The 15,200-nt window shown below is 62.1% G+C and carries 13 protein-coding genes and 1 tRNA gene; 3 read left to right on the top strand and 11 right to left on the bottom strand.

Features of this window, described 5'->3' with window-relative positions:
* Positions 1–11: 11 nt before the first annotated feature.
* Positions 12–1,244 (bottom strand): dihydroorotase, encoded by a 1,233-nt coding sequence (locus EOE18_RS08355; protein WP_127708246.1) that lies wholly within the window; start codon positions 1,242–1,244, stop codon positions 12–14.
* The gene (locus EOE18_RS08350) at positions 1,241–2,245 is read right to left on the bottom strand and encodes an aspartate carbamoyltransferase catalytic subunit (protein ID WP_127708242.1); all 1,005 of its coding nucleotides are present in this window, start codon (positions 2,243–2,245) and stop codon (positions 1,241–1,243) included. The genes EOE18_RS08355 and EOE18_RS08350 overlap by 4 nt, the downstream gene beginning before the upstream one ends.
* A gap of 97 nt (positions 2,246–2,342) precedes the next feature.
* On the opposite strand from EOE18_RS08350, the gene sppA reads away from it, so the two are divergent.
* The gene (gene sppA, locus EOE18_RS08345) at positions 2,343–4,253 is read left to right on the top strand and encodes a signal peptide peptidase SppA (RefSeq protein WP_127708239.1); all 1,911 of its coding nucleotides are present in this window, start codon (positions 2,343–2,345) and stop codon (positions 4,251–4,253) included.
* A 60-nt stretch (positions 4,254–4,313) separates the two neighbouring features.
* On the opposite strand, the gene EOE18_RS08340 is transcribed toward sppA, so the two are convergent.
* A complete protein-coding gene (locus tag EOE18_RS08340) occupies positions 4,314–4,766 on the bottom strand; it encodes a hypothetical protein (protein ID WP_127708236.1) in 453 nt (150 codons plus the stop codon).
* Positions 4,767–4,977: 211 nt separating this feature from the next.
* On the opposite strand from EOE18_RS08340, the gene EOE18_RS08335 reads away from it, so the two are divergent.
* Together EOE18_RS08335 and tig are read left to right on the top strand one after the other, a co-directional pair.
* A tRNA-Leu gene (locus EOE18_RS08335) sits at positions 4,978–5,062 on the top strand.
* 53 nt (positions 5,063–5,115) lie between these two features.
* Entirely contained in the window at positions 5,116–6,639 is a 1,524-nt protein-coding gene (gene tig / locus EOE18_RS08330) for a trigger factor (protein WP_127708233.1), read from the top strand.
* Positions 6,640–6,710: 71 nt separating this feature from the next.
* Here the strand turns inward: tig and EOE18_RS08325 are convergent, their stop codons facing one another.
* The 8 genes from EOE18_RS08325 to glgC form a co-directional block, all read right to left on the bottom strand.
* Positions 6,711–6,986: a hypothetical protein gene (locus EOE18_RS08325; RefSeq protein WP_127708230.1), complete on the bottom strand. Its 276-nt coding sequence runs from the start codon at positions 6,984–6,986 to the stop codon at positions 6,711–6,713.
* An 83-nt stretch (positions 6,987–7,069) separates the two neighbouring features.
* Positions 7,070–7,510, bottom strand: a complete 441-nt coding sequence (locus tag EOE18_RS08320) for a DUF2721 domain-containing protein (RefSeq protein WP_127708227.1) — start codon at positions 7,508–7,510, stop codon at positions 7,070–7,072.
* Positions 7,511–7,655: 145 nt separating this feature from the next.
* Positions 7,656–8,036 (bottom strand): c-type cytochrome, encoded by a 381-nt coding sequence (locus tag EOE18_RS08315; protein WP_127708224.1) that lies wholly within the window; start codon positions 8,034–8,036, stop codon positions 7,656–7,658.
* Positions 8,037–8,246: 210 nt separating this feature from the next.
* On the bottom strand, positions 8,247–8,909 hold the full coding sequence (locus EOE18_RS08310) for a PadR family transcriptional regulator (protein ID WP_127708221.1): 663 nt from the start codon (positions 8,907–8,909) through the stop codon (positions 8,247–8,249).
* A 71-nt stretch (positions 8,910–8,980) separates the two neighbouring features.
* Entirely contained in the window at positions 8,981–10,750 is a 1,770-nt protein-coding gene (glgX, locus tag EOE18_RS08305) for a glycogen debranching protein GlgX (protein ID WP_127708733.1), read from the bottom strand.
* Entirely contained in the window at positions 10,750–12,393 is a 1,644-nt protein-coding gene (locus EOE18_RS08300) for an alpha-D-glucose phosphate-specific phosphoglucomutase (RefSeq protein WP_181953030.1), read from the bottom strand. Before EOE18_RS08300 ends, glgX begins: the two co-directional genes overlap by 1 nt.
* Complete coding sequence (gene glgA / locus EOE18_RS08295; protein ID WP_127708218.1) at positions 12,390–13,895, bottom strand: glycogen synthase GlgA; 1,506 nt, start codon at positions 13,893–13,895, stop codon at positions 12,390–12,392. Before glgA ends, EOE18_RS08300 begins: the two co-directional genes overlap by 4 nt.
* Before the next feature lie 14 nt (positions 13,896–13,909).
* The gene (gene glgC / locus EOE18_RS08290; protein WP_127708215.1) at positions 13,910–15,172 is read right to left on the bottom strand and encodes a glucose-1-phosphate adenylyltransferase; all 1,263 of its coding nucleotides are present in this window, start codon (positions 15,170–15,172) and stop codon (positions 13,910–13,912) included.
* Positions 15,173–15,200 lie beyond the last annotated feature (28 nt).

Genomic DNA, 15,200 nt, shown 5'->3' with positions numbered 1-15,200 from the left:
CCGATTGCTTTTCAGGCGACCTGCATCCCGCCCTTCCACAGGGCCAGCACGCGGCCCTGCACGCCTTGGCGGTCAAAGGGCGTGTTACCGGCCAGAGCGGCCATCTTGCGCGAGTCGACAATCCACGGGCGATCGGCATCCACCAGAGCAATATCCGCCTGCAACCCAACCGCCAACGCGCCCGCATCCACGCCCAAAATCGCCGCCGGATTGGTCGCCAACAGGCGGAAAGCGGTAGCCAGATCGATCACTCCATCGCGCACCAAAGTCATGGTCAAAGGCAGCAGCGTTTCGGCCCCCGCCATACCCGGTTCGGCATCGGCAAAGGGCAGGCGTTTATCCTCCGGCCCGCGCGGATCATGGCCGCTGGTGATCACGCTGATCGTGCCATCGCCAATTGCCTCGATCACGGCGCGGCGGTCGTCCTCCTGCCGCAAGGGTGGCGAGAAGCGGCAGAAGGTGCGGAAATCGGCCAGAGCCGTGTCCGACAGCATGAAATGGGCGGGCGTCACACCAGCGGTAACCCGCAAGCCCCGCTTTTGCGCGGCGCGGATCAGGTCCAGCGCGGCGCGGGTGGTGATCTGGCGGAAATGCAGCCTCGCCCCCGCCATCTCAGCCAGCGCAATGTCCCGCGCCACGGCCAACGCCTCGGCCTGAACCGGCGCGCTGGGCAGGCCAAGCCGCGTGGCCATTTCGCCTGCGGTGGCTACGGCATTGCCGGCGATCCCGCTATCCTCGGCATGGGTGATGACCACCAGATCAAGCATGGCGGCATAGCGCAACAGGCGCAGCATCGTGCCCGAATCGGCAATCCACTGACGTCCGGTGGCAATCGCCTTTGCCCCTGCTTCACGCATCAGGGCGATCTCGGCCATATCGCTGCCTTCCAGCCCGCGCGTGGCGGCGGCCAAAGGATGCACCCACAGGTCAGGCTTGCCGCTTTGCGCGGCGTAACGCACCGTGCTGGGCCGGTCGAGCGGCGGGTTCTGGTCCGGCATCAGCGCCGCGCGGGTAATGCCGCCGAAATGCAGCGCGGGCTTGTCGATGGCAAATACGCCAAGGTCCACAAGACCAGGCGCGATCAGGGCACCCTTGGCCTGCACCACGCGGTCGCCATCCTGCGGGGCGACATCGGCGCCCAAGGCCACAATCCGGTCGCCTTCGCAACGGATCGCGCCCGAAACCGGCACGCCCTCGCCCAAAACCAGCTTGCCGCCGGTGATCGTCAGAGCCGAGTTCTTCATGCCGAGGCTCCTTTGTCTGCTACCGCTGGCGCCCAACCGGGCACTTGCCGCGCGCGCCTCGTCAAAACTTCCAGACAGGCCATGCGCATTGCCACGCCCATTTCCACCTGCGTGGTAATCAGGCTGCGGCCTTCCAGATCGGCCACATTGGAATCAATCTCGATCCCGCGGTTCATCGGGCCGGGGTGCATCACAATCGCATCGGGCGCCGCCTTGGCCAGACGGTCCAGCGACAGGCCATAGAGATGGCGATATTCACGTGGCGAAGGGATGAACTGGCCGGTCATGCGCTCGTTCTGCAGGCGCAGCATCATCACCACATCCGCGCCTTTCAACGCGGCATCGAAATCATGAAAAGGCGTTACGCGCATCCGTTCAATATCGGCAGGCATCAGCGCGGGCGGCGCGCAAACGCGCACATTGGCCCCCAGAGCCGTCAGCGCCAGAATATTGGAACGCGCCACGCGGCTGTGCAGAATATCGCCGCAGATGGTGACGGTCAGGCCCACGAAAGTGCCCTTGGCCCGCTTGATGGTCAGCGCGTCGAGCAAGCCCTGCGTCGGGTGTTCATGCTGGCCATCGCCCGCGTTCAGAACGGGGCAATCCACCTTTTCCGCGATCAGGCGCACCGCGCCCGAACTGGCATGGCGGATCACAATCGCGTCGGCGCGCATGGCGTTGAGCGTCATGGCGGTGTCGATCAGCGTCTCGCCCTTTTTCACGCTGGACTGGCCCACCGACATGTTGACCACATCCGCGCCCAGACGCTTGCCCGCGATCTCGAAAGACAGCAGCGTGCGGGTCGAATTTTCATAAAAGGCATTAATGATGGTCAGGCCGCGCAGGGCCTCCACCTTCTTTTGCGGCTGCCGGTTCAACTCCACCCATTGCTCGGCCTCGTCGAGCAGAAAGTGGATCTCGTGCGGGGCAAGGCCCGCCAGCCCGAGCAGGCTGCGGTGGGGGAAGGCAAGACTGCCTTCGGGATAGGTAAAGCTGGTCATCAAAAAGAGCGCACTATAGCGATGAAGCATAAGCCTCAAGGGGCTTTGCGCTGTTCTCCACTTCTGATTATGATGGGCGGATCAGGAGAAGATAAGCATGGCATTTGCAAAATTGGTCTGGCGTCTGTTGGTGGGGATCAAGGACGCGCTGGTCCTGTTGGCCATGCTGGCGTTTTTTGGCGGGCTTTATGCCGCCATGTCGGTGCGCCCCGCGCTGCCTCAGGTGAAGGAAGGCGCGCTGGTCATCGACTTCAAGGGTGCCATTGTCGAGGAATTGCCCAAGGCCGATCTGGAAAGCCTGCTGTCGGGCGATGGCGACACGCCGCAATTGCGCGAGCGCGATGTGCTGCGCGCGCTGAAGGGGGCGGCAAAGGATAGCAAAATCAAGGCTGTCGTGCTGGATTTCAGCAAGTTTTCCGGCGCAGGCTTTGTCCATGCCAGCGAAATTGGCGCGGCGATTGACGAAGTGCGCGCCGCGAAAAAGCCGGTGCTGGCCTTTGGCGCGATGTATGACAATGCGGGCCTGTTGATCGCGTCCCATGCCAGCGAGATTTGGGTCGATCCCTTGGGCGGCGCCTATGTCGAAGGCATGGGTGGCCAGCGGCTTTATTATGGCAAGCTGCTGGAAAAGCTTAAGATCACGGCCCATGTCTTCCGCGTCGGCACTTACAAGGATTACGTCGAGCCCTATCTGCGCGATGGCATGTCCGATCCCTCGCGTGAGGCGAACAAGGCGCTGCTGGGCGCGATTTTCGGCCAATGGCGCGACAATATCGTCAAGGCCCGCCCCAAGGCGCAAGTTGACAAGGTGGCGGCCGATCCGGTGGGCTGGTTCAAGGCGGCGGGCGGCGATGCAGCCAAGGCGGCGCTCAATGCTGGTCTGGTGGACAAGATCGGCAACCACGCCGAATTTGGCGCCGCCGCGGCCAAGATTGTGGGCAAGGATAGCCAAGACACTCAACCGGGTGGCTATAGCCACACACCGATGGGCACATGGCTGGCCGCCAACCCCGCCTCCACCGATGGCAAGGCGATAGGCGTCGTCACCATTGCCGGCGCTATCACCGATGGCACCGCAGGGCCGGGCAGCGCAGGCGGCGAACGCATCGTCAAGCTGATCGATTCGGCGGAGAAGAAGGATCTGGCCGCGCTGGTCATCCGCGTCGATTCGCCGGGCGGTTCGGTGGTCGGCTCCGAAGCGATCCGCGCCGCCATCCTGCGTCAAAAGGCGCGCGGCCTGCCGGTGGTGATCTCCATGGCCAATATGGCGGCCAGCGGCGGCTATTGGGTCTCCACACCGGGCAGCCGCATCTTTGCCGAACCCGGCACAATCACCGGTTCCATCGGCATTTTCGCGGTCATCCCCAGCTTTGAACGCGTGCTGGCCGATTGGGGCGTGAAGGGTGATGGCGTGCGCACCGGCCCGCTCGCGGGGCAGCCCGATGTGCTGACCGGCTTTACGCCCGAAATCGAACAGGTGCTGCAGGCCAATATCGAGGCAGGCTATAGCCGCTTCATCAATCTGGTGGCGCAATCACGCCATAAAACGCCCGCGCAGGTCGACACGATCGCGCAGGGCCGCGTGTGGGATGGCGGCACCGCGCGCCAGATCGGGCTGGTGGACCAGTTCGGCGGGCTGGATGATGCGCTGGCCTATGCAGCCAAGGAGGCCAAGCTTGATCCCGATGGCTGGCACGCCGCTTTCCTTGGCGAGGATGCAGGTACCTTGCGTCAGGTGGTGGACCAGTTCCGTCAGAATGGCGATGATGCCTCCGAGGAGGAGGAGGACAGCGCCATGGGCCATGACTGGGCCGGCATGATTGCCATGCGCCAGCGCCAGCAATTGGGCATGGCAATCAGCGACACGCTGCATATGCTGGGCAGCGGCGGCGCGCAGGCCTATTGTCTGGAATGCATGGGCAACACTTCCGCCCTTGCCTCCCCCCGCCCCGCTGTGGCCGGACAGCAAGGGTGGATGCTGAAGATCCTCCGCTGGATCGCCGGTTGATAGAAAAAGGGCGGGGCCAAGCCGACCCCGCCCTTTCCCTTCGCTCGCTGCCCGCGAAACCTATCCGCCTGTTTTTCGCCCCGTCTGATGGGCCTCGGCCTCGGCCATCGTCATGGCATGGTCACCTTCGGCCACTTGTTGCAACAAACGCGCCGGATCACCCAATCGCGCCAATGCCTCACGCTTGATCGCGGCGGCTTGTGCGGGACAGGCGCCATGTTCGCGCCCTGTCACCAGCGGGCCTTCCTGAATTTTGCGGGCCGGATGCGCTTCATGCCCCAGCTTGCGCGTAACCACCCAGCGCCCTTCCCACACACAATGGCGCAGGTCGGCCCGGTTGGGGGCATGGACACCCGCTGTTCGCATGGTGATCTGGGGCGTGACGGAATAAACCAGCGGCGCCCTTGCAGCCTTCTCCCCCCCATGGGGCAAGGACAGGGTCAGACTGTGGGAATCGTGGGGCGCGACAAGGCTGGCCGCCAGCAAACTTGCCGCCATGGCAATGCTCGTCATCGAAAACTCTCCTGCTTACCGCGCTTGCCGCCCGCCTTTGGCGATGTCTGCACAAGCGCAACCCCTGTTTAGCGGCGCAACTTTGCCCGATTGTTGCCCGGATGTGAGAAAATGCAGGTCGAACCCATCCAAATCCGGTTTGACCGCTTGCCCTTTTGCCAGAAGCACTCTAAGGCCCAGCCCCTGAATTTGACGTAGCTTCGTCGATGTTGCGGGCGTGGCGGAATTGGTAGACGCGCTGGTTTTAGGTACCAGTATCGTAAGATGTGGGGGTTCGAGTCCCTTCGCCCGCACCAGTCTTCCTCCTCGCTCATCTCGTAGCGGCGAATTGGGAAGGCATTGAATTATCATGCAGATTGTCGAAACCACCAATGAAGGCCTGAAGCGCGCATATAGCGTGACGATCGCCGCGGCCACGATTTCGGAAAAGGTCGAGGCCGAAGTCAAGACCATCGCTCCGCAGGTGCAGCTTCCCGGCTTCCGCGCGGGCAAGGTTCCGGCGAATCTGGTCAAGAAGCGCTTTGGCGCCCAGATCCATCAGGACGCCCTGTCGGGTCTGATCCGCGAAGCTCTGGACAAGGTTGTGGCCGATAACGCGCTGCGCCCTGCCACCCAGCCCGAAGTCGCTCTGGGCGAAGGCTATGAAGAAGGCAAGGACGCCACGCTGACCGTCAGCCTCGAAGTGCTGCCCGCGATCACCGTGCCTGACCTGTCGGGCTTGAAGCTGGAAAAGCTGGTCGTTCCTGTGACCGACGAAGAAGTGATGGAAGGCGTTGCCCGCATCGCTTCGTCGGCCAAGCGTTTTGCCGATGCCGAAGAAGGCAAGGAAGCCGCAGAAGGCGACCAGCTGACCATCGATTTCGTGGGCAAGCTGGACGGCGTGGAATTTGACGGCGGCAAGGCTGAAGACGCTGCGCTGGAAATCGGCTCGGGCCGTTTCATCCCCGGTTTCGAAGAACAGCTGGTCGGCGCCAAGGCTGGTGATGAAAAGACCATCACTGTCACCTTCCCCGAAGATTATCAGGCCGCTCATCTGGCTGGCAAGGACGCCACCTTTGACATCACCGTCAAGGCTGTGAAGGTTGCCGCCGAAACCGTTCTGGACGACGAATTCGCCAAGAGCCTGGGCCTGACCGATCTGGAACAGCTCAAGGGCCTGCTGCGCGGCCAGCTGGAAGGCGAAACCGCCGGCCAGACCCGCACCCAGATGAAGCGCCAGCTGCTGGACATTCTGGCCGATGGCGCCGATTTCGAAGTGCCCGCCAGCATGGTGGAAGCCGAATTCGGCCAGATCTGGCAGCAGCTGACGCAGGAAGCCTCGCGCGAGGAAAATCCTGAAGAAGCTCTGGCTGAGATCGAAGCCGAGAAGGAAGACTATCGCAAGATCGCCGTGCGCCGCGTGCGTCTGGGCCTTCTGCTGTCGGAAATCGGCCAGCAGGCTGGCGTGGAAATCACCGCGCAGGAATTCCAGATGCTGGTGTCGCAGGCTGCCCAGCAGTATCGTCCGGAAGACCGTCAGCGTTTCGCTGAATATGTCCAGTCCGAACCTCTGTTCGCCGCCCAGCTGCGCGCTCCCCTTTACGAAGAGAAGGTCGTTGACCACCTGTTCGAAAAGGCTGAAGTCACCGAGCGCGAAGTGACCAAGGAAGAGCTGCAGGCTGCCATCGAAGCCGAAGAAGGCGAAGCTGGCCACGTGCATGGCCCTGACTGCGGCCACGACCATGGCGAAGCCGAAGCGGCTCCCAAGAAGAAGGCCACCAAGAAGAAGGCCGCTGCTGAAGCCGTAGAAGGCGAAGAAGCTGCTGCCGAGGCCGCTCCCAAGAAGAAGGCGACCAAGAAGAAGGCCGCCGCCGAAGAACCCGCTGCTGAATAAGCCAGGCGGTTTCTGACCAACAAAGACCCGGCCTCTCCATCGCGGAAAGGCCGGGTTTTTTGTTGCCCGAATTACCGCCCGTTGGGCAGCACGGGGATATGGCGGGGCAAATGGCGGTTGGTGACATCATCAAACGCTTGCGGGCGCGGCAAATGGCGCAGCATCGTATAGGCGCAGGTAACCTGCCAAAACCGGTCCGAGGGCGAGGTGAGAAAGCTGATCCGTCCATGCCCGTCGACGACAAATTGATCGAGCCGCAGCCCACAATGGCGGGCGATGGCCACAGCCTCAGCGGGTGGCGCTACACGCGCAGCATTCAAAGCCAGCACCGGGGCGGGAGCAGCCATCAGCAAAAGGGCGGCATGCAGCGACATGCCCTAAAGCTTATGCATTACCCTTTGTTCTGCAATGATAAAGCGCAAAAACCGCCTTACAATTCGCGATGGCTTTCCAAATAGTCTTCGGGGATACGCAGAATTTCAGCAGCAACCTGCGTTTCGCGCAAAAACAGCCAGAGGCCCCACATCAGCAGGCTGATCGCCAACAGGAAGATACCCGCCGCGATTCGCTCCACCGGCACGTTGAAAATTTCCTCGACGAACAGCACCGCCACCGTCGTGCCAATCGCCAGACCGGCCATCACCAGCAATTTGATCGCCCGCGTGTTAAGCTCGATGCGTTGATCCACCGACCGCATTTCTAGCACCACGCGATCATGCGCGGCCCCCTTGGTCTCGCCATGCATCCGTTGCAACGTGCGGGCGCGATCGACGATGCGGCCCAAACGGCTCGACAGGATGTTCATGATATTGCCGATAGCCACCAGCACGAAAACGGGCGCCAGCGCCAATTGGATTGTATGTGCGATCATGGGCGCAGCTTTAGGCCATTTGCGGCCCCAACCCAAGACAGGGTTTGCCCCAAGCCACCCTTAATCCCCCAGCAAAAAGGGGCGGCAGCGACCGTGGTCGCCCCGCCCCTCTTGTGCTTGACCGGCAGCTTTCGCTGCCCGCCGCTTACTTCAACGTGGTGAGGTAAGCGATCACGTCGTCACGGTCAGCCTTGGCAGGCACATTCATCGCCATACGGGCGCCGGGCACCAGCTTGGCAGGAGCGGTCAGCCACTGGTCGAGCAGGGCAGCGTTCCAGGGCTTGCCGAAAGCCTTCAGCTGCGGCGAATAGAGAGCGAAATCGGTGCTGCCAGCCTTGCGCCCCACCACGCCGCGCAGGTTGGGCGCCATGGTGCCCTTCTGGCCAGCGTTGATCACGTGGCAGATCTGGCACTTGGCCTTGAACGCGGTCGCGCCCTTGGCAGCATCGCCAGCAGCAGCGGCGGGGGTGGCGATGGCAACAGCCAGCAAAGCAGCAGCGGGGGCGATCAGTCGCGAAATCGTCATTCGATCCTCTTTTCGTTCAGAATCACGGGGGGTGATCCAATGGATTTTTCAACGCCTTGCCTGCAAACCGCTATGGAATGCAAGTGTCCTGTTGGTTCAAGGCAGCAACAAATACATGCCGTTTTGCCGCTATGCCCTGCCCCGACAATGCGCCAGTCTACGCATTGCCGCATGGCGAGAAAATGAACGCCGCCCTTGATGCCGCCCGCTTTACAGACGCTCGATCTTTTGCGTGGCCTCATCGATGATCTTGGCCACTTCAAAGGCCAGATCTTCGGCCGCGCCTTCGCGCCCCAAACGTTCGACAATCGCGCTGCGCAGATTATGCACTGCCCGTCGCACCGGCGCGCCATCGGTCTTTTCCGCCAGTTGGGCCAAAGCGGCCAGCTTGGCGAACAGGACCTCTACCTGCGCCTGCTTCTCGGCCAGTTCGGCCTTGCCCGCCTCGCTGATGGTGAACAGGCGGCGGTTGGCGCCCTCGCTTTCCACTTCGGCCACCAATTCCATTTCGGCCAGCATGGTCAGCATCGGGTAAAGCACGCCGGGGCTGGGCTGATAAGCGCCGCCCGACTTTTCGGCAAAGCTGCGGATCAATTGATAGCCATGCTGGGGCGCCTGCGCCAACAGCGCCAGCACCATCAGGCGCAATTCCTCGCCTTCAAAACGCTTGCCACGGCGATGGCCGCCGCCATGGCGCGGGCCACCGCCCCTGCCGCCACCAAAGCCGCCCCCGCCGAAACCATCCGGCCCAAAGCCGCGGCCTCCGCCAAAGCCCCCAAATTCGCCGCCAAACGGCCCCACGGCCATAAAGCCACGACCTCTGCCGCCCCGGCCACCATGACCGCCCATGCGGCCTCTTTCAAATCCGAACATACAAACTCCTATCATCCGGTGTTGATCCGGATATAGGCGCGGCTCAAAAACATTTCAAGATATATCTTAGATTATTCTATCCACGCATGGCGCGAGGACCTATCCACCCCGAAGCCATAGGCCCCTGCACGGAAAATCAGGCCTTCCCCGTCCCAATCACTCGCCTGCATCGGCGCTCCGTCCAAGCGCTGCCATTGGCCATCCAGTGGGAATTGCGCGAAATGGGCCAGACGCTCCACACGCCCAGCCGAAAGCGCGGCCACATAATCCTCCAGTTCCGCATCGCGCGCCTGCCAGTCGATCCAACCAATCGGACTGTCCTGACAATAAGCGTTGTTATTGCCCTGCTGGCTGCGGCCGAATTCATCACCCGCCGTCAACATAATCGTGCCGGTGGAGGCGAACAGACAGGCCAGCATGGCGCGTAAATCCCTGGCGCGGGCAGCCACAACCGCAGGATCTTCGCTCGGCCCTTCTACGCCATGGTTCCAGCTGAAATTCTCGCCATGGCCGTCGCGGTTATCCTCGCCATTAGCCAGATTGTGGCGATTTTCATAGGCCACCGTATCGGCCAGCGTAAAACCATCATGCGCGGCAAGGAAATTGACACTGCGACAGGCCTGTTCGCCGAAAATATCCGCGCTGCCCGCCATGCGGGTGGCCCAATCGCCCAAACGCCCCTCTCCGCGCCAGAACCGGCGCATGTCATCGCGGTAGCGGTCGTTCCATTCCAGCCAACCCGCCGGAAAGCGCCCCAGTTGATAGCCCCCCGGCCCGATATCCCACGGCTCGGCAATCATCACCCGATCGGCCAGCCAAGGATCGCGCGCCATCTCTGCAAAAATCGGCGCATCGGCATCAAAACCCGGCCCCCGCGCCAACACCGGTGCCAGATCAAAGCGGAAGCCATCCACCCCGCAATGGGCCACAAAATGGCGCAAAGACGCCAGAGTCAGCGCCCGTACATGCGGATTGGCAAAGTCCAGCGTGTTGCCACAGCCGGTATCATTGATCAGCCGCCCCTCGCCATCATGCGCGTAGGCGGAATTATTCAATCCACGCAGGCTCAAAACCGGCCCGTAAATGTCGCTTTCGCCGCTATGGTTGAAGACCATGTCGAGGATGACACCAACCCCCGCCTCATGCAGTGCGGCCACCGTGTCGCGCAATTCCGCCACTCCGCCGGGGCACAGGCCGGGGTCCAGCACCATCATGCAAACCGGATTATAGCCCCAGAAATTGCGCAGGCCCAAAGGTGGCAAATGGCGCTCATCAATCCATGCCACAATCGGCATCAGTTCAACCGCGCTCACCTTCAGCTTGCGCAAATGGGCGATGATCGCCGGATGGGCCAGAGCCGCCACCGTGCCGCGCAGGACTGGCGGAACCTCCGGATGCAGCAGGGTGAAGCCGCGGACATTCACCTCATAGATCAGCCCGCCTTGGGTAAATCGCGGTGGTTGCAGCGGCAGGGCCTTCATCGGCGCGGGAACCAGAGCACGCGGCACCAGATGCGCCGTGTCGGCTCCATAGGTGCGTAAGGCTTCATCCCATTGGAAACGCCGGTCCAATTCCACCGCATAAGGATCAACCAGCAATTTCGCCGGATCAAACCATAGGCCGCTTTCGGGCGCCCATGCCCCCTGCGCGCGATAACCATACGCACGCCCGCGCAAATCCTGCGGCAAGCTCGTGCGCCACACCTCGCCCTCGCACACCATGGCCACGCGGCTTTCCGCGCCGTCTGCATCAAACAGGCACAGGTCCACCGCACTGGCATGGGGCGAGCGCAGCGCAAAATGCGTGTCGCCGCCCTCTACCCATGCCCCCAATCGCGCCATCAAGTGATAACGGTCGGTTCGGTGCGTCCGGTGTGACGCGTGATGCCCGCAATAGCATCCGCAGCCGTGATCAGATCGGCCAGCTTGTCCGGCGTATGGCCCGCCAGATCGCCGCCCACGGGCTCGTAACGCTCCAGATAGACGCGCAAGGTGGCCCCTTCGGTGCCTGTGCCGGACAGGCGGAACACGATGCGGCTGCCGCCTTCGAACAAGACGCGCAGGCCCTGATTGAGCGAGACTGAGCCATCGACCGGATCGGTGTAACCGAAACTATCAGCCTCGGCCACGGTCAGGCCGGAGAAGCTCTGCCCCGGCAAGCTGGCCAGCGAGGCGGTCAATTCCGCCACCAATGCATTGGCTGCTTCGGTGGGCAGCGCTTCATAATCGTGGCGGGCGTAATAGTTGCGGCCGAATTTGGCCCAATGTTCCTCTGCAATCTGTGCCACGCTCTGCTTGCGGACGGCCAGAATATTGAGCCAGAGCAGCACCGCCCACAGCCCGTCCTTCTCGCGCACATGGTCGCTGCCGGTGCCTGCGCTTTCCTCGCCGCAGATGGTGGCCATTCCAGCGTCCAGCAGCGTGCCAAAGAATTTCCACCCCGTGGGCGTTTCATAGGCCGGAATGCCCAAGGCTTCCGCCACCCGATCCGCCGCCGCGCTGGTGGGCATGCTGCGCGCAATACCCTTCAAGCCGCCCGCATAGGCAGGGGCCAGATGGGCATTGGCCGCCAGCATGGCCAACGAGTCCGAAGGGGTAACAAAGATCCCCTTGCCCACGATCAGATTGCGATCGCCATCGCCATCGGAAGCCGCGCCGAAATCGGGCGCTGCCACGCCGAACATGGTTTCAAACAATTCATGCGCGTGAACTGCGTTAGGATCGGGATGATGCCCGCCAAAATCCTCCAACGGCACGCCATTTTTCACCGTGCCCTCGGCAAATCCCAGACGCTTTTCCAAGATCTCGCGCGCATAGGGGCCGGTCACCGCATGCATCGCGTCAAAACTCATGGTGAGGCCGCCCGCCACCGCCGCGCGGATCGCGTCGAAATCAAACAGCTTTTCCATCAGCGCGGCATAATCGGCCACTGAATCGATCACTTCCACCGTCAGGCCGCCCACCTGCGTCGTGCCGATCGTGTCGAGGTCGATGTCATCAGCCTCCACCATGCGCCATTCGGTGATTTCGCAAGTGCGCTGGTAAATCGCCTCGGTCACGCTTTCGGGCGCGGGGCCACCATTGGCGATATTATACTTGATGCCGAAATCCTCGTCCGGCCCGCCCGGATTATGGCTGGCCGACAGCACCAGACCGCCGCTGGCACCATATTGGCGAATCACGTTCGAGGCTGCGGGCGTGGACAGAATACCCCCCTGCCCCACCAGCACCCGCGCATAGCCATTCGCCGCCGCCATGCGGATCGCCTGCTGGATCACCGTGCGATTATGGTAGCGCCCGTCGCCGCCGATCACCAAAGTGGCGTTTTCGGGGCGCTCCACCACGTCAAACACGGTCTGGATAAAGTTTTCGGCATAATTGGGCTGGGCGAAGACCTTAACCTTCTTGCGCAGGCCCGACGTGCCGGGCTTTTGCCCTGCGATGGGTTGAGTGGGACGGGCGACGATCGATACGGTCTGGCTCACACGAACTCCTGGGTGATCTCGCTATAAAGCTCTGCATAGGTGCCGCCACTTTGTTGCCACGTAAAGTCAGAAAGCATGGCGTTCTTCTGAATTCGTCGCCAAGTATCACCTTGATTATAAAGCGAGACCGTGCGGGACATGGCCTCAATCATCGCCTCTGCCGATACTACGTCAAATTGCACGCCGGTGGCCACACCCGCCTTTACCGCCGCCAGATTGGCATCCACCACCGTATCGGCCAGACCGCCCGTGCGCGCCACCACCGGAATGCAGCCATAGGCAAGGCCATAAAGCTGGGTCAGCCCGCAAGGTTCAAAGCGCGAGGGCACCAGAATGGCATCGCCCCCCGCCTGCATGCGATGGGCCAGCGCCTCGTCATAACCGATGCGGATGGCCACTTTGCCCGCATGGCGCGCGGCGGCGGCGTTCAATTCCGCCACAATCGCCGCATCCCCGCTGCCCAGCAGGGCCAGTCGCCCGCCCATCGCCACCAAAGCATCCAGACATTCGGGCAGCACATCCATGCCCTTTTGCCAAGTCAGGCGGCTGACCACGATGAAGATCGGACCGTCGCCGCTCTCCAGCCCGAATTCAGCCTCCAGCGCGCGCTTGTTGGCGCGGCGGCGGCTTAACGTGCGGACCGAGAAAGGCTCGGCCAGAGCAGAGTCAGCCTGCGGGTTCCATTCGGCATCATCAATGCCATTGACGATGCCGCGCACCCGATCACCACGGCTGATGATCAGCCCTTCCAGCCCCATGCCGAAATGCGGGTCGCGGATTTCGCGGGCATAGGTGGGCGAAACGGTGGTGATGGCCTGCGCCGCCTCCAGCCCTGCCTTCAAATAGCCCACGCCCCCATGATATTCCACGCCATGCATCGACCATGCATGGGCAGGCAGGCCCAGCAGCGGGAAGATTTCCGCGCCATAATGCCCCTGAAACGCCATATTATGGATGGTCATGATGGCGGGGATACGTTGAGCCCCGACGGGCGCGAAACGCAGATAGGCCGGTGCCAGACCCGCCTGCCAATCATGGGAATGCAGCAGATCGAACGCCAATCCTTCCACCACGCCGCCCGCCACATCGGCCGCCGCGCGGGCAAAGGCGGCAAAGCGCAAGGGATTGTCCGGCCAGTCATGCCCCGCCGCATCGCCATAAGGACCACCCTCACGCACAAAAAGCGCGGGGCAATCGAGCACCAGCAAGGACGGTCCGTCCGGCTTGCCATCCAGCGTACCTGCCAGCAGCCTTGCAGGCCGCCCCAACAGGTCATCCCATTCATGCAGCACCTTGGGTGCAGGCGCCAAGGCGCGCTTGCCCTTGGCCGGTTTGGCCTGCGCCGCCAGCTTGGTCAGCACCGCCGGATAGCCCGGGATCAGCGTGGTCATCGCCACACCATGCGGCGCCAAAGCGGCGGGCAAGGCGCCCGCCACATCGGCCAAACCGCCGGTCTTGATAAAGGGCACCGCTTCTGACGCCACCGATAGCACGCGCAGCATGGGGGACTCTCCCGTCACAGGTCCAATTGCTGGATCATCCGTTTGGTAATCAGGCACACGCCATTGTCGGTGCGGCGGAAACGCTTGGCATCCAGTTCCGGATCCTCGCCCACCACCAGACCTTCGGGGATACGCACACCCGAATCCACGATCACGCGATTGAGCCGCGCCCCGCGCCCGATGTTGCAATAGGGCAGGATCACCCCTTCGGTCACGCTGGAGAAGCTGCCCATTTTCACGCCGGTAAACAGCAGCGAACGATAGGCCGTAGCGCCCGAAACGATGCAATCCTGCGAGATCAGCGAACGCACCGCATGGCCGCGCCGCCCTTCCTCGTCATGCACGAATTTGGCGGGAGCCGCCACCACCTGATCGGTCCAGATGCGCCAATCGCGGTCATACATGTTGAGCATGGGCACTGTATCGGTCAGATCGAGATTGGTCTCGAAATAAGCATCCAGCGTGCCCACATCGCGCCAATATTCGCCAATTTCATCCGCGGCTCGCACGCAGCTTTCGGTGAAGCGATGGGCCACCGCCTTGCCACCCTTCACGATCTTGGGGATCAGGTCATTGCCGAAATCATGCGTGCTGAGCGGATTGGCGGCATCTTCACGCAGCAGGTCGAACAGGAATTTCGTGTCGAACACATAAATGCCCATCGAGGCGAGGCTGAAGCCCGGCTTACCCGGGATTTCGGGCGGATTGATCGGCTTTTCGACAAAATCGGTGATGACGTCCTTGTCATCCACCGCCATCACGCCAAAGCCGGTCGCCTCCACCTGCGGCACGACCAGACAGCCAATCGTCACATCCGCGCCCGAATTGACATGCTGGCGCAGCATCAACTCATAGTCCATTTTATAGATGTGGTCGCCGGCCAGAATGACCATATATTTCGGGCTATAGCTCTCGATAATATCGATATTCTGGTAAACGGCGTCGGCTGTCCCCTCATACCATTGCGTTTCGGAAACGCGCTGGCTGGCGGGCAGGATGTCAAAGCTTTCGTTACGTTCGGGACGCATGAAGTTCCACGCACGGTTCATGTGCCGGATCAAACTATGCGCCTTATACTGGGTCGCCACGCCGATGCGGCGGATGCCCGAATTGATCGCATTGGACAAAGCAAAGTCGATAATCCGGCTCATCCCGCCAAAATAGACCGCAGGCTTGGCCCTATTGTCGGTCAATTCCTTCAACCGGCTGCCGCGTCCGCCTGCCAGCACATAGGCCATGGCATCGCGGGCCAGAGGCTGACCATAGGTTTCGCGCATCCTTACCCCTCCTTATGTCTTGCGACCG

The organism is Novosphingobium umbonatum, from assembly GCF_004005905.1.
GTDB classification, from domain to species: Bacteria; Pseudomonadota; Alphaproteobacteria; order Sphingomonadales; family Sphingomonadaceae; genus Novosphingobium; species Novosphingobium umbonatum.
The sequence above is the reverse complement of the archived record's forward strand: the minus strand, read 5'-3'. Positions and strand labels throughout refer to the sequence as shown.